Origin of the sequence: Actinomadura physcomitrii, from assembly GCF_008923205.2 — a bacterium.
GTDB lineage: Bacteria > Actinomycetota > Actinomycetes > Streptosporangiales > Streptosporangiaceae > Spirillospora > Spirillospora physcomitrii.
This window is the reverse complement of sequence record NZ_WBMS02000001.1, coordinates 94,554-113,863: the sequence shown is the minus strand read 5'-3', so window position 1 is coordinate 113,863 and position 19,310 is coordinate 94,554. Positions and strand designations below refer to the sequence as shown.

Annotated in this window: 15 protein-coding genes; 11 read left to right on the top strand and 4 right to left on the bottom strand. The window is 74.4% G+C overall.

All coding sequences use genetic code 11. From position 1 onward, the window contains the following. Positions 1–13: 13 nt before the first annotated feature. Positions 14–1,033 carry an AAA family ATPase gene (locus F8568_RS00500; protein WP_151590020.1) on the top strand — a complete coding sequence of 340 codons (1,020 nt, stop codon included), beginning with the start codon at positions 14–16 and terminating at the stop codon, positions 1,031–1,033. Continuing rightward, a complete protein-coding gene (gene fxsT / locus F8568_RS00495) occupies positions 1,030–5,181 on the top strand; it encodes an FxSxx-COOH system tetratricopeptide repeat protein (protein ID WP_151590018.1) in 4,152 nt (1,383 codons plus the stop codon). Before F8568_RS00500 ends, fxsT begins: the two co-directional genes overlap by 4 nt. Positions 5,182–5,239: 58 nt before the next feature. On the opposite strand, the gene F8568_RS00490 is transcribed toward fxsT, so the two are convergent. Next, on the bottom strand, positions 5,240–6,469 hold the full coding sequence (locus tag F8568_RS00490) for an FxsB family cyclophane-forming radical SAM/SPASM peptide maturase (protein ID WP_151590016.1): 1,230 nt from the start codon (positions 6,467–6,469) through the stop codon (positions 5,240–5,242). Positions 6,470–6,632: 163 nt separating this feature from the next. Continuing rightward, positions 6,633–6,857 carry a hypothetical protein gene (locus F8568_RS00485; RefSeq protein WP_151590014.1) on the bottom strand — a complete coding sequence of 75 codons (225 nt, stop codon included), beginning with the start codon at positions 6,855–6,857 and terminating at the stop codon, positions 6,633–6,635. 254 nt (positions 6,858–7,111) lie between these two features. Here F8568_RS00485 and F8568_RS00480 point away from each other — a divergent pair, with 254 nt between their 5' ends. After that, positions 7,112–8,119, top strand: coding sequence for an effector-associated domain 2-containing protein (locus tag F8568_RS00480; protein ID WP_151590012.1), 1,008 nt, complete (start codon positions 7,112–7,114; stop codon positions 8,117–8,119). On the opposite strand, the gene F8568_RS00475 is transcribed toward F8568_RS00480, so the two are convergent. Further along, entirely contained in the window at positions 8,086–8,547 is a 462-nt protein-coding gene (locus F8568_RS00475; protein ID WP_151590010.1) for a nuclear transport factor 2 family protein, read from the bottom strand. The two genes, F8568_RS00480 and F8568_RS00475, sit on opposite strands and share 34 nt — an antisense overlap. 31 nt (positions 8,548–8,578) lie before the next feature. Beyond that, positions 8,579–9,454, bottom strand: coding sequence for a TIGR03619 family F420-dependent LLM class oxidoreductase (locus F8568_RS00470; protein WP_151590008.1), 876 nt, complete (start codon positions 9,452–9,454; stop codon positions 8,579–8,581). Between the two features lie 147 nt (positions 9,455–9,601). Between F8568_RS00470 and F8568_RS00465 the strand changes: the two genes are divergently transcribed. The 8 genes from F8568_RS00465 to F8568_RS00435 all read left to right on the top strand — a co-directional run bounded on the left by F8568_RS00465 (position 9,602) and on the right by F8568_RS00435 (position 19,267). Next, positions 9,602–10,471, top strand: coding sequence for an SDR family NAD(P)-dependent oxidoreductase (locus F8568_RS00465; RefSeq protein WP_151590006.1), 870 nt, complete (start codon positions 9,602–9,604; stop codon positions 10,469–10,471). Between the two features lie 60 nt (positions 10,472–10,531). Continuing rightward, on the top strand, positions 10,532–11,413 hold the full coding sequence (locus tag F8568_RS00460; protein ID WP_328600654.1) for an EI24 domain-containing protein: 882 nt from the start codon (positions 10,532–10,534) through the stop codon (positions 11,411–11,413). A 74-nt stretch (positions 11,414–11,487) separates the two neighbouring features. Further along, on the top strand, positions 11,488–13,002 hold the full coding sequence (locus tag F8568_RS00455) for a hypothetical protein (protein WP_151590004.1): 1,515 nt from the start codon (positions 11,488–11,490) through the stop codon (positions 13,000–13,002). Between the two features lie 44 nt (positions 13,003–13,046). Continuing rightward, a complete protein-coding gene (locus tag F8568_RS00450; RefSeq protein WP_151590002.1) occupies positions 13,047–15,194 on the top strand; it encodes an acyl-CoA dehydrogenase in 2,148 nt (715 codons plus the stop codon). Positions 15,195–15,275: 81 nt separating this feature from the next. Continuing rightward, positions 15,276–16,967, top strand: a complete 1,692-nt coding sequence (locus F8568_RS00445) for a hypothetical protein (RefSeq protein ID WP_202124338.1) — start codon at positions 15,276–15,278, stop codon at positions 16,965–16,967. Then, entirely contained in the window at positions 16,967–17,098 is a 132-nt protein-coding gene (locus tag F8568_RS49295) for a hypothetical protein (protein WP_264159724.1), read from the top strand. Before F8568_RS00445 ends, F8568_RS49295 begins: the two co-directional genes overlap by 1 nt. Before the next feature lie 13 nt (positions 17,099–17,111). After that, positions 17,112–17,936, top strand: a complete 825-nt coding sequence (locus F8568_RS00440; RefSeq protein ID WP_151590000.1) for a glycosyltransferase — start codon at positions 17,112–17,114, stop codon at positions 17,934–17,936. A gap of 8 nt (positions 17,937–17,944) precedes the next feature. After that, positions 17,945–19,267 carry a glycosyltransferase family 4 protein gene (locus F8568_RS00435; RefSeq protein WP_236008223.1) on the top strand — a complete coding sequence of 441 codons (1,323 nt, stop codon included), beginning with the start codon at positions 17,945–17,947 and terminating at the stop codon, positions 19,265–19,267. Positions 19,268–19,310 lie beyond the last annotated feature (43 nt).

Genomic DNA, 19,310 nt, shown 5'->3' with positions numbered 1-19,310 from the left:
CCGGAAGGCCGCCATGACGACAGAACCGGAATCCAGCGACCCGATCGGCGACTGGCGCATCTACCGCGGCGACGGTCTGCCGCACGATCGCGCGCGCCGGTTGCCGCCGCCCCCGCCATGGCGCCGGTTCAGCCCCGAGGACGCCGTCCGGGGGCGCGGGCGGCAGGAGCAGCAGGCGATCTCCTACCGGCCGGACGAGTCGATAGTCGACAGGGTGAACGCGGCGGTGCTGCTGCGGCGCCCCCTGCTGGTGACGGGCAAGCCCGGGTCGGGGAAGTCCACCCTGGCCTACAACGTCGCCTACGAGCTCGGTCTCGGCTCGGTGCTGTACTGGTCGATCACCAGCAACACCACGCTGGAGACCGGCCTCTACCACTACGACGCGATCGGCCGCCTCCACGAGACGAGCCTGCGCGGCGCCGGCGGGCGGGCCGACACCGCCGAGCCGCCCGACATCGGCCGCTACATCCGGCTCGGTCCGCTCGGCACCGCGCTGCTGCCCGGCGACCTGCCCCGCGTCCTGCTCATCGACGAGCTCGACAAGAGCAACATCGACCTGCCGAACGACCTCCTCAACGTGTTCGAGGAGGGCCGGTTCACCATTCCGGAGCTGCAGCGGCTGCCCGAGGAGCAGGCGCGCATCCATGTGATGACCGAGGACGGCGGCCCGCGGGTGCCGGTCGAGCACGGCGATGTGCGCTGCACCAGCTTCCCGATCGTCATCATCACGAGCAACGGCGAGCGCGAGTTCCCGCCCGCGTTCCTGCGCCGGTGCGTCCGGCTGATGATCGAGCCGCCCGGCCGGGACCGGCTCGCGGAGATCATCGAGGCGCATCTCGGTGCGGACGCCCGCGCGGGCAGCGAGGAGCTCATCGAGCTGTTCCTCGCCCGCCGCGCCGACGGCGCGCTCGCCACCGACCAGCTCCTGAACGCCGTGTACCTCGCGACCTCGGGCAGCAGGCCGCCGGACGGCAAGCTGAACGAGATCCTCGAGGCGGTGCTCCGCCCGATCGAGATGCCCGGCGCGGGATGATCCGCCGGCTCGTCGAGGCGCTGCAGGCGCTCGACCCGCAGCCGACGGCGGTGGAGATCGCGGACGCGCTCTGGCTCGCCGGCTGGTTCCGGACGCACGAGGGCCCGGCCCACCACGTCCCGTCCGGTGCCGCCGGACCGGACGGGACGCCCGCCGACCCGCCGGCGTCGCCGCGCCCGGCCGAGCCGTCCACGCCGCCCGGGCCGGAGCCACCGCCGCCGCGCCCCGCGGAAGCGGCCCTGTACATGGCGGGCCAGGAGGTGCCGGCCGCGTCGTTCCCCGTCCGGATGCCCGCGATGCCGGCCATCTCCCGGACGCTGCCGCTGGCGCGGGCGCTGCGCCCGCTGCGCGCGACCGTCCCGTCGCTGACCCGCGAGATCCTCGACGAGACCGCGACCGCGCAGCGGATCGCCGAGACCGGCGTGTGCGAGCCCGTCATGGTCCCCGCGCGGGACCGCCGGCACGACCTCGCCCTGGTCGCGGACGTCGGGCCGTCCATGGTCGTGTGGCGGCAGACCATCGAGGAGCTGCGGACCCTGCTCCAGCAGCTCGGCGCGTTCCGCGACCTGCGCACCTGGTACATGGACACGGGCGGCGAGCGGCTGGCGCTGCGCACCGGGTCGGCGTTCGGGGTCAGCGCGGACCGCGACCCGGACGAGCTCGTCGACCCGAGCCACCGGCGCGTCATCCTGGTCGTCAGCGACTGCATCGGCGCGGCCTGGCGGGACGGCCGCGCCGCCGCGCTGCTCGGCCGATGGGGCCGGACGGGGACCGTCGCGATCGCCCAGCCGCTGCCGCAGCGGCTGTGGTGGCGGACTCCCGCGGCCATCGAACCGGTGCGGTTCGGCGCGTCCGGGCCGGCGCTGCCGAACGAGCGGCTCACCGTGGCCCGGGCGCCCCTCCAGCCGCCAGACGGCCGCCCGCTCGGCGTCCCGATCCCGGTCGTCGAGCTCAGCGAGCGGTGGCTGCGCTCGTGGGCGAACCTGGTCGCGCACGGCGGCCGGGACATCATGGGCGCGGCGCTGTTCACCGGCCGTCCGGTGGCCGAGGCGCCGCCCGCCGAGGACGAGGCGATGTCGGCGGAGATGCGCGTCAAGCAGTTCCGCGCGTCGTCGTCGCCCGCGGCGTTCAAGCTCGCCACCTACCTGGCGGCGGCGCCGCTGCGGCTGCCCGTCATGCGCCTCGTCCAGCGGGCGATGCTGCCGTCCTCCTCGTCCTCCGTCCTCGCCGAGGTGTTCCTCAGCGGGCTGCTGCGGATGGTCGGCCGCCCGGCGGACGGCGGCGAGGAGGAGATCGCCTACGAGTTCCACGACGGCGTCCGGGAGATCCTGCTGCAGGGCATGCGCAGGCGCGAGGTCCAGCAGGTGCTGCGGGCCGTGTGGGACGTCGTCCGCGAGCGGATCGGCTCGTCGCTGGACTTCCCGGCGCTGCTCGCGGCGGTCGGCCGCGGCGACGTGCGGCTCCCGCCCGACCTGCCGTTCGCGCAGGTCGCGGCGCCGGCGCTGGCCGGCCTCGGCGGGCAGTACCGGGAGGTGGCGAGGCAGCTGGCGGCCGGTTCGGCGGCCGGCGCGCCCGACCCGTCCGGCGGGCCCGGCGCCGACCGGGTGGAGGTGTTCCAGGCCACCGGCGGGCCGGAGGGTCCGGGCCCCGCGCTTCCGCCGGTGCTCCGCACTGGTCTGCCCGCCCGCAATCCCGACTTCACCGGACGCGACCGCCTCCTCACCGCCGTACGGGCGGCGCTGCGGGACGGGATGGCGGCGCTCCTGCCCGAGTCGGAGTTCGGCCTGGGCGGGGAGGGCAAGTCCAACCTCGCGGTCGAGTACGCCTACCGGCACGCCGGCGACTACGACCTGGTGTGGTGGGTCCCGGCCGAGCAGACGACCTCGGCCCGCGCCGCCCTCGCTCTGCTCGCACGCCAGCTCGGCATGCCGATGAGCGACGACATCAAGGACACCGTGGACGGCGTCCTGCGGGCGCTGCGCGACGGCCGCCCCTACGGCCGCTGGCTGCTCATCTACGACAACGCGCAGGACCCGGACCAGGTCGTCCCGCTGACGCCGCTCTCGGTCGACGCCGGCGGAACCGGCCTCGGGCCGGGACGCCACGTCCTGGTGACGTCCCGCGACCGCGGCTGGGAGCGGCACGCCTCGGTCGTCGACGTCGGCGTCTTCGAGCGGAGCGAGAGCATCGCCCTGCTCCGCCGCCGGGTGCCGCGGCTGTCGGAGGCCGAGGCCGACCTGCTGTCCGAACGCGTCGGGGACCTCCCCCTCGCGGTCTGGCAGGCGGCCGCGTGGCACGTCGTCACCGGCGGCACCGTCGAGGAGTACCTGCGGCTCTTCGACAGCCGGCTCACCGAGTTCGGTGCGGGGGACCGGGCGGAGGAACTGCCCGGGCCGCTCGCCGCGGGCGTGAGCCTCAACCTGGACCTGCTCCGCGCGGAGAACCCCGTCGCGGACAGGCTGCTGGAGCTGTGGGCCGTCTTCGACCCGGAACCGGTGCCCTGCGCGCTGCTGACCGCCGGACGGTCCGCTGACCTGCCCGCCGATTTGGCCGCGCTGCTCGCCGACGAGGCCGGGCTGCGCGGCGCGATGCGCGACATCTCCCGGTTCTCCCTCGCCCGTTTCGACGAGGAACCGGGCAGCCTCCAGGTGCACCGGCTCGTCCGGGCGATCCTCGACGACCGCCTCGGCGACGACGGCCGGCGCCGCGTCCGGGCCTGCGTCCACGGCCTCCTCAAGGAGGCGACCCCGGCCGAGCAGCCCGAGGAGGAGTCGACCTGGGAGCGCCGCTCCGAGATCACCCCGCACGTCATCCCGTCGGGGGTGTTCGAGGCGGACGATCCGCGGATCCGGTACGTGGGCATCGACCAGGCCAAGTTCCTCTACCAGTCCGGGGAGTACGAGGGCAGCCGGCGGCTGGCGGAGATCGCGCTGGACCGCTGGCGCGACCGGTACGGACCCGACGACGACGACGTCCTGGACATCTCCCGGGTCCTGGCGAACGCGCTGCGCGGCCTCGGCGACAACCGCGCCGCCGCCGATCTCAGCGAGGACAATCTCGCCCGGACGCATCGCAAGTACGGCGCCGACAACATCCAGACCCTGTTCGCCGCCAACGGCTTCGGCGCGGACCTGCGCTTCCGCGGCGAGTTCCGCAGGGCCTACGAGATCGACCTCGACGCCTGGCGCCGGCGGCGCAGGATCCACGGGGACGCCCACAGCGACACCAAGCTCGCCGCCGGCAACCTCGCCCTCGACCTGCGGATCCTGGGCGATTTCCAGCGGGCGCACGAGATCGACCAGGAGGTCTGGGGCGGCGAGCGCCAGCCTTACCGGCAGCGCTTCCGCACCACCCACAACCTCGCGCGGGACCTGCACGCGCTCGGACGGTACGGCGAGGCGCACCGCATCCAGGCGGAGAGCCTGGACAACCTGCGGCCCGTCCTTGCGCCCGGCCACGCGCTGGTCCTGCAGGCGAAGATGAGCCATGCGGGGACGCTGCGGAAGCTCGGCCGGACCGAGGCGGCGCACCGGCTGGCCACCGAGACGTTCGCCGCCCACGTCCGCCGGTTCGGCGAGGAGCATCCGAACACGCTCGCGAGCCGGGTCTGCCTGGCGCTCGCCACCAGTGCGATCGGACGCCCGGAGGAGGCGCTGCCGATCATCGACCGGGCGCTGGACGGCTACCGCAGGGTGATGGGGAACGGGCACCCCTTCGTCCAGGTGTGCGCCATCGACCGCGGTGTGGTGCTCCGGCGGCTGGCGGAGGTGTACGCGGCGCAGGAGAGCGACCAGTCGGCCCTCGCGGACCTCGAAGCCGGGGTCCTCGGCCCGGACCACTACTACGCGCTCTGCGCCACGGTCGGCCTGGCGAACGACTACTACCTGCTTGGTGAGCCGGAGGCCGCGGCCCGGCTGCTGTCGGGCGCCCGGGAGAAGATGATCGCCTGCCTCGGCGAGCGGCATCCCCACGCGCTCGCCGTCGAGCTGAACCTGGCGCGCGCTCGCGCCGCCATGGGCGAGGACGGGGAGGTCTCCGATCCGGCGCTGGCCGCGCTCAGGCAGGCGCTGGGCGCGGACCATCCGGAGGTGCGCGCGGCCGAACGGAACGAGCCCCTCGAATGCGACATCGAACCCACCGCCCTGTGAGCCCGCCCGGCGCGCCCGGCCTGTCCGCCCGCACGACCGAGAGCGGCAGGGGAATCGGTCAGCCGCCCGGCGCGGCGGCCGTCGCGAGGGCCAGATCGTGCTGGACGGTGCGTCCGATGTGGCTGATCAGCGCCATCAGGTCGGGGCAGTAGACCGACGGGTTGAGGTAGCCGTCGCCCTCCCGGTACCGGTGCGCGTAGGCGCCGCCGCCGCAGATGTCGCGCACCGCGCACGTCCTGCACGTTTGTGACAGCGCCGCTATGCCGATCTGCCGGGCGACCACGCCCGGATGCGACAGCGCCTCGTCGAACCCGCTGCCGAAGACCGTGAGGCCGGTCTCCGGCGCCCCCGGGTACGACGTCTTCAACGTGTCGACCTGCTGGAGCGTCCCGTCGGTGTCGACGACGAGCATCGCGACGGGGGACAGGCCGATGTTCTCGCTGCGGCTCTGCGCGCCGAGCAGCAGGTTGAGGATCTCCTCGAACAGCCGGACCCCGGTCTCCTTGCGCGGCGCGTGGTACCAGCGGTCGAAGATCGCGATGAGCCAGTCCGCGTAGGGGGTGGCCTCGCCGCCGGCGGGACGGCGCGGCGGCGGAGCGCTCCAGGTCCCGTGCGGGAGGAGGAAGTCGATGCGCGGCGGGCGCGTCTCGATGAGGGCCTCGTACGTGCGGACCGGATCGTTGTCGAGGTCGACCGTGCAGAGCAGGCCCCGGTAGAGCCGCCGGTACGAGCCGGCGAGCCGGTTCAGCCCGCGCGTCACGTCGGCGTGGCTGCCGCGGCCGTCGGCGCGGCGCCGGTGCCGGTCGTGCCCCTCGCGGTCGCCGTCGAGGCTGACGGCCACGCCGACGTCGTTGGCGTCGAGCATCGCGAGCGTCTCCTCGGTGAGGAGCACTCCGTTGGTCTGCATGGTCACTTCGAGGTCGCACGACGCGGGCAGCGCGGCACGGAACCGTTCGACGGCCGCGGCGATCGCGGACCGGCCCGCGAGCAGCGGCTCGCCTCCGTGGAGGACGACCGTCACGTTCGGCAGCGCGTGGGCGCGGACGTGCTCGCCCAGCCGTTCGGCGGCGGCCGCGACCACCTCCGGCGGCATCGCGCGCGGGCGCGTCCGCCACGTCTGGTCCGTGCTCTCGTAGACGTAGCAGTAGTCGCAGGCCAGGTTGCAGCGGCCGTGGATCTTGAGCACGACCTCGGAGAAGGGGACGGGGCGCCATCCGCCCTCGACCAGCCCCGCGACATCGAGGCCGGCGGACGGCCATTCGTGCGCGCTTTCGGGGGTGCCCGGCATGGCGGCCTTCCTCCCTCGGCCGGGGAACGCGGCGACACCCGCCCGCTCGGCGGGACGGCGTCGCCCGGCGGCGATCACGCGCCGGCGGCGTCTGAGCCGCAGCCCGTTCCCTCCGGGCTCCGGGCCGTTCCCCGGCCGCGGTCACCCGTTTCCTCGGTCGCGATTACCCGTTGATCCCGGGGACGTCGTCCTCGGTCAGCTTGTTGTCGAAGTGGGCCACGACGCGGCCGGAGGCGCGGCGCTGGGCGCTGGAGTAGGCGGCGCTGGCGCGCAGGATCTCGTTCTTGCTGGACGAGAGCCGGTCCAACTCGGTGATGCTGGGCTTGGACCAGAGAAAGGGGAACGTGCGCCCGACGGACGCTGATGCGCTGCCATGAGTGTTCGGCACAGCCGTCTCCCCCTCTTTTCCCGGAAATCAGAAGCGTCGCGGTTTGCCCAGTCTCAGGGGCAACAGCCTAACCGCGACGAGACGATCATAGAGATCCGCCCGGCGCCTGATGGCCGTATGGACGAAGACACGCCGTGGACGACGGGCACGCGGACGGACCGACCGCGAACCTCGGCCGCGCCCTTGCCGACCTCCGCGGCCGTCGAGGACCCTGGTAGGGCGGTCGTCCGGAGCGGCGTGAAAGGGGTGGACCCATGGTCCAGAGGGCGGGGACGGCGGCGGGCGGCTGGCGGCCGGGCGGGCTGTGTTCGTTCTTCCTGTGCGATGTCGCGGGGTTCAGCTCGGCGTCCCGGACGGACCCGGTGCGGCGCCGGGTGCGCAGGTCGATGTACGAGGGGCTCGGGCGGTGCCTGCGGGAGGGCGCCGGGGTAGGGCTGGACGACTGCTATGCCGAAGACCGCGGCGACGGGGTGATGGTCGTCGTTCCGCCGCATGTCAGGACGGAGCTGCTGCTCACCACGGTGATCGAAAGGCTGCAGGCCGAAGTGCGGCATCACAACGAGGCGGCGAGCGAGGCCGCGCAGATGCGGTTGCGGGTGGCGGTCAACGTGGGGGAGGCGGAGGCGGACGAGCACGGCATCGTCAGCACGGCTTTGACCCATGCGTTCCGGTTGCTGGACGCTCCGCCGTTGAAGGAGGCGGTGGCGGAGGCCGAGACGGGGATCGCGCTGATCGTGTCGTCGCGGGTGCATGAGGACGTGGTCGGTCACGGGCGGGGGCTCATCGATCCGGACGCGTACTACCAGGTCGATGTCAAGGTCAAGGAGACTGCGGGCGTCGCGTGGATCATGGTGCCGGGGTCGCGGCCGGGAAAGCGCCCGGCGCGGGTGTCGCCCCCGCCGGGGGGCGGTGAGGAGGCGGCGGGCCGGATTCCGGCCGACGGGTTCGTGCCGTGGGTGGAGGTTCCGGCGCCGCTGCTGTTCGGGATGGCGGACGATCTGCTCGACATCCCCCAGTTGCGCAGCGAGCGGGGCCGGGAGGGGCTGATCGGAGTGCTGCCGCCTCATATCGCCGGGGTCGTGCCAAGGGCGCCGGAGGCGAAGGCGGACCTGCTGGCGATCATCCGGACGTGCCTGGACTACCCCGGCGGGTTGCAGCAGTTGCTGACCGCCGTCCGGGGGCTGGTGGGGGAGTCCATGGCGGTGCGGCGGCTGGAACAGACGATCGCTCAGGTGCTGCTGCCTCCGGCGGACGGGTCCTGACGGATGGTGGCCATGGCGCGGTCGGGTTCCCAGTGGGCGCGCAGCGAGGTGATGAGGCCCGCGTCGTCGACGGTGTAGACGAGGACGCAGTCGATGGACATGGTGGAGCCGTCGCCCATCGTGGTGGTGATGGTGGCGACGTTGGCGCAGCAGGGGCCGTTGGCGAACGAGTCCTTGATCTCGAAGCGGAAGCCGCTGATGGTGGCGATGAAGGAGTCCCAGAAGGCGGCGATGCCGGCGGGGCCGCGGTGGCCCTCGCCGGACGGGTCGAGGAAGGACGGGCCGACGGGGTCCTCGACGAGGGCGCCGGGGGCGAACAGGGCCAGCCACTCCTCCCGGCGGCCGGCGCCGACCGCGGTCATGGAGGCGCGGGCGGCCCGGCGGGCGGGGTGGTCGGCGTCGGGGGCGTGCCAGATGAGGGCGTCCATGACCGAACTGTAACGTGTTCTCGTTTTGCGGTCAGCCGTTCACCTCGGCGATGACGGTCTCGGCGAACCGCTCCAGGTTCGCGATCTTCTTGTCCAGCGGCTCGGTGTCCGGGCCCTTGATGTAGGGCATGCGGAAACCGACGATCACGTCCGTGACGCCCTTGTCCTCCAGCCGCTTCACGCCGTCGGGGGTGTAGGCGTCGGGCGAGATGACGTGGATCTCGAAGGGGTCGCCGGCCGTGCCCTCGGCCTCCCGGATCCGGTTCAGCCGGGCGATGAGGTCGTCGAGGTCGTCGGGGCCGCCGCCGTGCATCCAGCCGTCGCCGCGGACGGCGGCGCGCCGCAGCGCGGGCTCGCTGTGCCCGCCGATCAGGATCGGGATCGGCGCGGCGGGGGCCGGCGTCATCTTGATCGCCGGGATGTCGAAGAACTCGCCGTGGAACTCGAAGTAGCCGCCGCCGGCGAGGCCGCGGACGATGTCGATGGCCTCGTCCATCCGCCTGCCGCGCCGCTCCCACGGCACGCCCATGATCTGGAAGTCCTCCCGCCACGGGCTGACGCCGACGCCGAGGCCGAGGCGCCCGCCGGTGAGGCAGGCGATCGAGGTGGCCTGCTTGGCGACCAGCACCGGCGGCCGGACGGGCAGCTTGAGGACGAACGGGGTGAACCGCAGGGTGCTCGTCACCGCGCCCATCGCCGCGATCAGCGTGAACGTCTCGATGAAGGCCTTGTCCTCGAGGAACTCGCGGTTGCCGTCGGCGGTGTAGGGGTAGGTCGAGTCGGACTCGCGCGGGTAGGCGAGCGAGTCGGCGACCGACATGCTCGTGTAGCCGGCGGCCTCGGCGGCCCGGGCCAGCGGCAGGTAGAACGAAGGGTCGGTCATCGCCTCGGCGTAGGTGAACCTCATGGCGACCGATAGTAGAACCGGTTCCACTTTGGGGCCAGGGGCCGTCCCGGTGAGCGGGGCGGCCGGGCCCGCCGCCGCATCACGGCTTGTGCAAGAAATCACATGCCCCTCTTGCTCGCGCGTCCGGCGCGGTGGTTCGGTGGGGGGATGAGGGACGAGATCGCGATCGTGACCGGAGGGACGTCCGGGATCGGTAAGGAGATCGCGCGCGGGCTGGCGCGCGCCGGGTTCCTCGTCGGGATCGTGGCCCGCAGCGAGATGCGGGCGGAGGCGGCGGTGGACGAGCTGACCCGGGACGTGCCGGGCGCGCGGATCGAGACGTTCTTCGCCGACCTGTCCGCGCTGCAGGACGTGCGGCGGGTCGCGGCGTCCCTGGAGGAGCGGTTCGACCGGCTCGACGTCCTGGTCAACAACGCGGGCGCGCACCTGATGCGGGCGAAGGAGAGCGCGGACGGGTTCGACCGGATGGTCGCGACGAACCACCTGGGCCCGTTCCTGCTGACGAACCTGCTGCTCGGGCCGCTGAAGAAGGGCGCGCCGTCGCGGATCGTCGTGGTGGCGTCCGAGGCGCACCGGCTCGCCGGCCGGCTGGACGTCGAGCGGATGGCGGAGCCGGGCAGCTACCGGGCGGCCGGGTCGCTGCGGGTGTACGGGCGGTCGAAGCTGATGAACATCCTGTTCGCACAGGAGCTGGCGCGGCGCCTCGACGGCACCGGCGTGACGGTGAACGCGGTGTGCCCGGGGTTCGTCGCGACCGGTCTCGCCCGGGACCTGCCGGGCAGCGAGCGGGTCGGCGGGCTGCTGGCGCACACGCCCGTGATGCGGACGCCGGCGCAGGGCGCGCGGATGGCGCTCGAGCTGGCGCTGGACGAGGAGTACGAGGGGCGCACGGGCGGCTTCTACAGCTCGACCCCGGGCGCGGGGCTGATCCCGGCGGCGGGCCCGCTGAAGGACGAGGTGCTCCGCCGCGCGGTGTGGGACAAGTCGGCCCGTCTCGTCGGGCTGCCGGTCCGCTGAGGCGGCGCGCTCGGCCCGAACGCTTGGGCGCTCCGGGGCGAGGCTCTAGGCTCTGAGCGCGTGAGCCACCCCCCGAACGAGCCCGCGCGGTGGAACCCGCAGCCGCCCGCCGCGCCGGGGCGGGCCGCCCCAGGGCAGGTCGCGGCCAAGCCGCCGGCGTTCAAGGACCTGTTCAACGGGGTCGGGTACCTGCTGCGCGGCATCGGGTGGACGGCGCGCAACCCCGCGCGGTGGCTGTTCGGCCTGATCCCCGCGCTGATCGTGCTGGCCGTCTACGCGGCGGGGCTGGTGACGCTGGCGTTCTACCTGGACGACCTCGCGGGCCGGGTGACGCCGTTCGCGGACGGCTGGTCCGACGCGGCGCGGACGTCGGCGCGGGTCGTCGCCGGGATCGCGATCTACGGCGCGGCGGTGTTCCTCGCGGTGCTGACGTTCACGGCGGTGACGCTGCTGGTCGGCGACCCCTTCTACGAGGCGATCGCGGTGCGGGTCGAGGAGTCGCAGGGCGGCGCGCCGCCGGAGCCGGACGTCCCGCTGCCGGTGCAGATCGGCCGGGCGGTCAAGGACGCGCTGATCCTCGGGCTGGTGGCGCTGCTGTTCGCGGTGGTGTTCTTCGCCGCCGGGTTCCTGCCGGTGGTCGGGCAGACGGTGGTGCCGGTGATCGCGGCCCTGGTGTCCGGGTACTACCTGGCGGGAGAGCTGACGTCGATCGCGCTGGAGCGCCGCGGGCTGCCGCGCAAGGAGCGGTTCGCGCGGCTGAAGGCGAACCGGGCGCTGGCGGTCGGGTTCGGCGCAGCGACCTTCGCGGTCTTCCTCGTCCCGCTCGGCGCGGTGTTCGCGATGCCGGGCGCCGTGGCGGGCGCGACCCTGCTGGCCAGGGAGCGGCTCGTGGACGATCCGGCGGTCACCGGTGGTGATCTCGGGGTCGCGAACCGGAACTGAGGCGATAGGAAGATGTGTCCTCAGCGTGATGACCCGTGGAACGAAATGAATGATCTTCGCGTACCGTGTTCCGCATGTCCGATCAGGGGGAGCGCGGTGTGCGCTGGACCGACATGAGCGAGAGCGACGCGGCCGGCCGGCCGCCGGCGCCCGGGGGCGCGACCGGCCCGCAGGTGGTCTCCTCCGAGCCGAAGGTGCCGGAGGTCTTCATGCCCGCACCGCACGGCCGCACGGATTTCTCCGACGGCGGCGAGGAGCGGCCGCACGACATCTGGGGCAAGGTCGAGGGCGGCCCCGCCGCGGGCGCGCCGGAGCAGGAGGCCGCGCCGGAGCGGGAGCCCGCTTCCGCGCAGGAGGCCGCGGCCGAGCGGGACGACGAGGTCCGCCGGGGCCCGGCGGCCTGGGAGGAGCCGGCCCGCGAGCAGCGGCCCGGCCCCTGGGGGCGGCCGGGGGCCGAGGAGGAGCCCGCCGCCTGGCAGGAGCCGGCCGGCGAGCGCGAGCCCGCCGCCCGCCCCGAGCCCGGGAACGGCCACGAGCGCGAGGCCGAGCCCGTGTACGGGAGCGGCGCCCTGCCGGACGCCGACGACGTGCGCGTCGCGCCCGTGCCCGCGCAGGAGGAGGGGCAGGAGCCGCCCGGCTGGGAGGGCTCGCTGTTCGAGGACGGGCCCCGCGCGGACCCGGCGGACGAGACGCCCGCGGTCCAGGTCGGGCTGGCGGGCCCGGCGAAGGCCGGCAAGCCGAGCAGCGGCAACTGGCAGATGCCGGAGTGGATGGCCGACGAGGCCGCCGCGGACGCCAAGCTCGGCGGCTCGCCCGGGTCGTCCGGCGACGCGTTCGACGAGGGCGGCGGCCGGTCCCGGCTGGTGCTGATCGGCGGAGTGGGCCTGCTGGTGGTCGCGCTCCTCGCGGCCGGCGGCGTGTACTACATGACGCACCGGACCGATGACGCGCCGGCGGACAAGCCGGTCAAGACGAACCCGGCGGGCGGCGCCGCGCAGCCCGACGTGCCGCAGGTGACGATCCCCGCGGACAAGCCGCTGAAGCGGTTCCCGGGCAAGGCGAGCAAGATCCTCGGCCGGCTGACCGACGCGGCGTCCGGGCTGTCGTACCCGCGCCTCGCCCCGCCGTGGCAGCTGCCGACGAAGAAGAACAAGCTGAGCACGCCGGGCTGGTCGGGGCAGCAGATCATGGTCACCGAGCGGCACGGGCAGCAGCTCTGGTACGGCCAGCTGCTCACGGGCGTGCTGCCGCCGACGCTGCTCGGCGCCTACAAGGGGCCGGGGAGCGTCAAGAAGGCGACCGCGCTGGCGGAGCAGGGCTACCTGTCGCAGTACTACGCGTTCCCGCACAAGTCGGCGCCGCTGGCGTCGCAGGCGCTGAACGTGGACGGGCACAAGGGCTGGCTGATCGCCTCGTACCTGACCTACAAGCGGGCCGGGGTGCGGGCGACCGGGGAGATCGTCGCGACCGCGGTGATCGACACCGGCCGCAGGACGCCGGCGGTGGTGTTCGCGTCGCTGCCGAACACGCACCGCAAGGCGTGGCCGGACCTCAACGAGTTCCTCGGGCAGCTGAAGGTCGCGGCCTGACCTCTTAATAGGCTGGCCCCGATCCCCGACGGAGAGGTGCGGTCATGGCGATCGGGCTGACGGAGGAGCACGAGGCGCTCGCGGCGTCCGTGCGCGGGTTCGCCGAGCGGAACGTCCCGCCGGAGACGGCGCGCAAGGCCGACACCGGGTTCTGGCCCGCGCTCGCGGCGCAGGGGCTGCTCGGCCTGCACCTGCCCGAGGAGGCGGGCGGGCAGGGCTTCGGGCTGCTGGAGCAGGCCGTCGCGCTGGAGGAGCTCGGCCGGGCCCTCGCCCCCGGCGCGTACACCCCGACCGTCCTGGCCTCGGCGATCCTGCACGCCGCCGGGGCGGGCGGCGACCTGCTCGCGGGGCTCGCGGACGGTTCGCGCAAGGCGGCCGTCGGCCTGTCCGGCGGCCTGGAGGCCGATGGGAACACGGTGTCGGGGACGGTGCAACCGATCCTGGGCGCGCCGCTCGCCGACGTGTTCCTGCTGCCCGCCGGCGACCGCTGGGTGGTCGCCGAACGCGGCGAGGTCACGGTCGGCGAGCTGGAATCGCTGGACATCACCCGCCCGGTCGGCTCGGTCGCGGTCGACGGCCTCGACGTCCCGGACGGCCGTTTCCTGGACGCGCCCGACGCCCGCGCCCTCGCCGTCGTCCTGCTGGGCGCCGAGGCGTGCGGCGTCGCGGGACGCGCGCTCGACGACGCCGTCTCCTACGCCAAGCTGCGCGAGCAGTTCGGCCGCCCCATCGGCCAGTTCCAGGGCGTCAAGCACAAGTGCTCCCGGATGCTCATCGCGGTGGAGCGCGCGCGGGCGGCCGTCTGGGACGCGGCGCGGTCGTTCGGCGACGAGCCCGAGCAGCGCGCCTACGCGGTCGCGGTGGCGGGAGCGCTCGCCGCCGACGCCGCCGTCCTGTGCGCCGAGGGCGACATCCAGGTCCACGGCGGGATCGGCTACACCTACGAGCACGACGCGCACCTGTACTACCGGCGCGCCCTCACCCTGCGCGCGCTGCTCGGCAAGGCGAGCGGGCACCGCGCGGACGCGGCGGCGCTGGCGGTCCGCGGCGTCCGCCGTCCGATGAGCATCGAGCTCGGCGAGGACGCCGCGCCGCTGCGCGAGGAGATCCGCGGGCGCGTCGCCGAGATGGCCGCGATGGACCCGCTCGCGCAGCGCGCCGCGATGGCGGAGGGCGGCTGGGTGACGCCGCACCTGCCGAAGCCGTGGGGACGTGACGCCGGGCCGCTGGAGCAGATCGTCGTCCAGCAGGAGCTGAAGGCCGCGAACGTGCGGCCGGTCCCGCTGATGATCGCGGCGTGGGTCGTCCCGTCGCTGGTCCAGTACGGCACGCCGGAGCAGCAGGAGCGGTTCCTGCCGCCGACGCTGCGCGGCGAGATGGTCTGGTGCCAGCTGTTCTCCGAGCCGGGCGCGGGCTCCGACCTCGCCGGGCTGCGCACCCGCGCGGAGCGGGTGGAGGGCGGCTGGCGGATCAGCGGGCAGAAGATCTGGACGTCCCTGGCCCGCGACGCGCAGTGGGGCGTCTGCGTCGCCCGCACCGACCCCGACCGGCCCAAGCACGACGGCATCACCTACTTCATCGTCGATATGGCGGCCGAGGGCATCGACATCCGGCCGCTGCGCGAGTGCACCGGCGACGCGGTGTTCAACGAGGTGTTCCTGGACGGGGTGTTCGTCCCGGACGACCGGGTCGTCGGCCCCGTCAACGAGGGCTGGCGCGTCGCCCGCAACACCCTCGCCAACGAGCGCGTCGGGCTGACCAGCACGTTCCAGCTCGGCGGGGACGTGCCGAAGCTGCTGAGCCTGGCCGCCGAGCTGGGCGTGGACGGCGACCCGGTCGTCCGCGACGGCATCGGCCGGCTCGTCTGCGACGAGCACGCGTTCAACCTGCTCGGCCTGCGCGCCACGCTGAAGCAGCTCTCGGGCACGGACCCGGGCGCGACGGCGAACGTCCGCAAGCTGGTCGCGATGGAGCACGGGCAGCAGGTGACCGAGTTCGGGTTCACGCTCCTCGGCGAGGAGGGCGCGCTGACCGGCGGCTGGAAGGACGGCCTGCGCCCGCGCTGGACCCGCTACCTGCTGGCGTCCCGCGCGATGTCGATCGGCGGCGGCACCACCGAGGTCAACCTCAACGTGATCGGCGAGCGCATCCTAGGCCTCCCCCGCGACCCCGACCCCACCCCCACTCGTTGAGTTGCGGCGAGTCGTCGTTATGGCGGCGTCCATGACGACGACTCGCCGCAAGTGAACGGGGTTCGGGTAGCGTGCGGCGGGATGGGGGGGCGTGCGGATTGGGCGGCCGGGCTGGGGCTCGGGCTCGCGGCACTCGGGCCGGGGCTCGCGCCCGGGTTCGTGCTGTCCTACGACATGGTGTTCACGCCCGATCCGGTGTTCACGCCGATGACGTTCGGGCTGACCGGGACGGTCCCGCGGCAGGTGCCGAGCGACGCGTTCGTGACCGCGCTGGCCGCGGTGATCCCGGCCGGCGCGGTGCAGAAGCTGCTCCTGCTCGCGATCTTCGTGATGGCGTGCGCGTCGGCGGCGTCGCTGGTGCCGTCGCGGCGGCTGCTGCCGCGCCTGGCGGCCGGGGTCTGCTACGCCTGGAACCCGTTCGTCGCCGAGCGGCTGCTGCTCGGGCAGTGGGCGCTGCTGCTCGGCTACGCGGCGCTGCCGTGGGTCGTCGCGTCGGCGGCCCGGACGACCGAGAAGGGCGGGACGCGCCGGCTCGTCCGCGCGCTGGTCCCCGCCGCGATCGGCGGGTTCGCGGCGCTGACCGTGTCCGGGCTGGCGGCGCTGGTGGTCGCGCTCGTGTCGGCGCGGCTGCGGGGGGCGGTGCGGGTCGCCGGGGTCGTGGCCGTGTTGAGCCTGCCGTGGCTGGTGCCGGGAATGCTGCGCCCGGCCGGCGTGCCGGGGAACGGCCATGCGGTCGACGTGTTCGCGGCGCGGGCCGACACCCCGTTCGGCGTGCTCGGCAGCCTCCTGACGCTCGGCGGCGTCTGGAACGGCGAGACGGTCCCGCGCGGCTACGGGACGCCGGTCCTCGCCGGGTTCTGGCTGGCCGTCGTGCTCGGCTCCCTCTTCGCGTACGGGAAGTGGTGCCGTGAGCCCGACTGGCGGAAGGGCGCCGTGGTCGCCGCCGTCGCCGGGTTCGTCCTGGCGGCGCTCGGGGCGGTGGCCGCACCGGTGCTGCGCGGCGCGGTCGGGCTGTGGTCCGGGTTCGCCGTGCTGCGGGACGGCCAGCAGTACGTCGCGCCGCTGGCCGTCGTGGTCGCGGTGGGTCTCGGCGTCGCCGCCGACCGGGCGATCACCGCGCGGTACGCGATGGTCGCGGTCGGCGCGGTCGCGGCGCCCGTCCTGCTGCTGCCGACCCTGGCCTGGGGTGCGGCGGGCGACCTGCGCGCCGTCCACTACCCGGACGACTGGGCGCGCGCGCGGAAGATCATCGCTGCCGACTCCGCGCCCGGGGACGTGCTCGTGCTGCCGTGGGCGCTGTATCGCAGCTACCCCTGGAACCACGGCCGGCGCGTCCTCGACCCGCTGCCCCGCTACCTGAACCGGCGGGTCGTCGTGAACGACGCGCTGATCGTCGGCCGGACGACTATCGCCGCCGAGGACCCGCGGGCGATCGCTCTCGCCCCGGCCGCCGCGCACCCCGACGCCGCCACGCTTCGTGACCAGGGCGTCCGGTACGTCGTCGTCGACGCGGAGACCGGCAGGTACCGCCCGACCGGGGCCGTCCCCGTGCTGACGGGCCCTGACCTGGCCGTTTACCGGATCGACGGGGCCGCGGCGGTGCACGAGGACCACGTTCCGGCGGCGCCGGTGATCGTTGCCTGGATCGCGGCGAGTGCGGTGGTTTTCTGGTCATTCCTGGCCTCAGCCACTACTCTGGGCCTTCCGTTACTCGGGAGTATCCGCAGCCGCAGCCCCGACCGCCTCCCCCACCACAGTCGAAGGGCCCCCTGATGCGCATCGCCATCGCCGCACTCGTCGGCGTCCTGCTCGCCGCCGGAGCATCGTTCGGCGTCGTGCAGCTCGCGAACTCCTCCCAGAAGGACCCGGTCATCAAGCCGATGTACAACTACGGCGCCCCCTGACCCGCGTGACCTGATGGGGAACCGGCGTCCCGGTCCCGCCCTGCTCGAGGTCGTCGTGCCCGCCCGCAACGAGGCCGGCCGGCTGCCCGCCGGGCTGGACCTGCTGAGCGACAGGCTCGCCGCGCTGCCGGCGCGCGCCGAGGTGATCGTGGTCGACAACGCCAGCACGGACGGGACGGCGGAGATCGTCCGCTGCTGGCGCGGGCCCGTCCCGGTGCGGCTGCTGAGCTGCGACCGGCCCGGCAAGGGCGCCGCCGTGCGCACCGGGCTGCTCGCCACCCGCGCCCCCTACATCGGCTTCATGGACGCCGACATGGCCACCGACCTCGCCGCCCTGGACGACGCGCTCGCCCTGCTGCGCGAGGGCCGGACCGTGGTGGTCGGGTCGCGTCGGCACGCGGCGTCCGTCGTCGAGGGGTACGCGCTGCCGGTCCGGCGGCTCGGCGCGATCACCTTCAACCGGATCGTCCGCGACCTGGTCGGCGGCATCCAGGACACCCAGTGCGGGTTCAAGTTCTTCGCCGGGCCGCTCGGCCGCGCCGCGGCCCGCGACCTGCGCACCACCGGGTTCTCCTTCGACGTCGAGCTGCTCGCGCACTGCGTGCGGCGCGGCGCGCCGGTCACCGCGATCCCGGTCGTGTGGCGCGACCGGCCAGGCTCGACGTTCTCGGTGCGCCGGCACTCGCTGCAGTGCCTGATCGACCTCGCCCGGATCCGCGCCCGCGTCTCCGGCCCGCTGGTCCCCGCCCCGGCGCCGCCGGCCGAGGCCGTCTTCGGCCCGCTGCCCGCCCTGCCCGACCGGGGCCTTCCGTCCGCGTCGAGCGCCGGGCAAGGATGAGCGGACCCTTGAGGCTGGCGGTCGTGAACTGGCGCGATCCCTGGCATCCGGCCGCCGGGGGCGCCGAGCGGTACGCGTGGGAGATCGCCCGCCGGACGGCGGAACGCGGCGCCCGCGTGCACTACGTGACGTCCCGGGCGCCCGGGCAGGCCCGCCGGACCCACGTCGACGGCGTCGACGTCGTCCGGCTCGGCGGGCGGTTCACGGTGTACCCGCTGGTCCTGCTGTGGCTGCTGCGGCGGCGGTTCAGGCGCGGCGGCGGGTTCGACGCGGTGATCGACTGCCAGAACGGCATCCCGTTCTTCACCCCGTGGGCGCTGCCGCGCCGCGTCCCGGTGCTCTGCGTGATCCACCACGTGCACGACGCCCAGTTCGGCGTCCACTTCCCGCCGTGGATGGCCTGGATCGGGCGGATGCTGGAAGGGCCCGTGAGCCGCTGGACGTACCGGAGGCACGCCTACGTGGTCGTGTCGCCGTCCACGCTGCGCGCGGTACGGGAACGCCTGGCGTGGACGGGCCCGGTGTACGTCGTGCCGAACGGCTCCGACCCGCCGCCGGAGGTGCACGGCGCCGTCGCCACCGGGCACCCGCAGCTGGTCTGCGTGACGCGGCTCGTCCCGCACAAGCGGCTCGGCCTGCTCCTCGACCTCGCCCGCGGCCTCGCCGACAGGCATCCCGGGCTCCGCCTCCACATCATCGGGACGGGCCCGGAGGCCGGCGCGCTCGCCGCCGGGATCGACGAGCGCGGCCTGCGCGGCGTCGCGGTCGCGCACGGCTACGTGACCGAGCACGTCAAGGCCGCCCTGGTCGCCACCGCCGACCTGCACATCAGCACCTCGCAGGGCGAGGGCTGGGGGCTGAGCGTGATCGAGGCCGCCGCGCTCGGCGTCCCGTCCGTCGCGTTCGACGTGGACGGGCTGCGCGACGCCGTCCGCGACCGCGTCACCGGCTGGCTCGTCGGGCCGGACGACGAGCCCGCCGAGGTGGTGGAGCGCGCGCTCAAGGAGCTGGCCGAGCCGGGCCGCCGCGAGGAGGTCGCCGCGCGCTGCCGGGCCTGGGCGGCCGAGTTCGACTGGGCGCGGACCGCCGCGCGGATGGCGGAGCTGGTCGAGGCGGCCGTGCGGGCCGGGTCGTCGTCCACCGCCGATGACCGGGCACAGGTCGTGCACCGGTACGGTGACGTCCACCTGCGCGTGGTGGAGGGCCCGGTGCGCGACGAACTGCTCGCCGGACCCGGCGAGGTCCGCGAGGTCCGCGAGGCGACCACCGTCGAGCGGCTGCTCGGCCGGCCGCGCTCCACCGGCGAGGCCGCCCGCGGCGACCTCGAGTAGGCCGCGCCGGGGAACGTCAGCGAAGGGGCGGCAGCAGAAGGGG

Excerpts from the sequence above, each read along its gene's own strand:
- F8568_RS00465 (WP_151590006.1), top strand. The coding sequence starts at position 9,602 with ATGAGGGACGAGATCGCGATCGTGACCGGAGGGACGTCCGGGATCGGT.
- F8568_RS00500 (WP_151590020.1), top strand. The coding sequence starts at position 14 with ATGACGACAGAACCGGAATCCAGCGACCCGATCGGCGACTGGCGCATC.
- F8568_RS00450 (WP_151590002.1), top strand. The coding sequence starts at position 13,047 with ATGGCGATCGGGCTGACGGAGGAGCACGAGGCGCTCGCGGCGTCCGTG.
- F8568_RS00445 (WP_202124338.1), top strand. The coding sequence starts at position 15,276 with ATGGGGGGGCGTGCGGATTGGGCGGCCGGGCTGGGGCTCGGGCTCGCG.
- F8568_RS49295 (WP_264159724.1), top strand. The coding sequence starts at position 16,967 with ATGCGCATCGCCATCGCCGCACTCGTCGGCGTCCTGCTCGCCGCCGGA.
- F8568_RS00480 (WP_151590012.1), top strand. The coding sequence starts at position 7,112 with ATGGTCCAGAGGGCGGGGACGGCGGCGGGCGGCTGGCGGCCGGGCGGG.
- F8568_RS00475 (WP_151590010.1), bottom strand. The coding sequence starts at position 8,547 with ATGGACGCCCTCATCTGGCACGCCCCCGACGCCGACCACCCCGCCCGC.
- F8568_RS00490 (WP_151590016.1), bottom strand. The coding sequence starts at position 6,469 with ATGCCGGGCACCCCCGAAAGCGCGCACGAATGGCCGTCCGCCGGCCTC.
- fxsT (WP_151590018.1), top strand. The coding sequence starts at position 1,030 with ATGATCCGCCGGCTCGTCGAGGCGCTGCAGGCGCTCGACCCGCAGCCG.
- F8568_RS00440 (WP_151590000.1), top strand. The coding sequence starts at position 17,112 with ATGGGGAACCGGCGTCCCGGTCCCGCCCTGCTCGAGGTCGTCGTGCCC.
- F8568_RS00470 (WP_151590008.1), bottom strand. The coding sequence starts at position 9,454 with ATGAGGTTCACCTACGCCGAGGCGATGACCGACCCTTCGTTCTACCTG.
- F8568_RS00455 (WP_151590004.1), top strand. The coding sequence starts at position 11,488 with ATGTCCGATCAGGGGGAGCGCGGTGTGCGCTGGACCGACATGAGCGAG.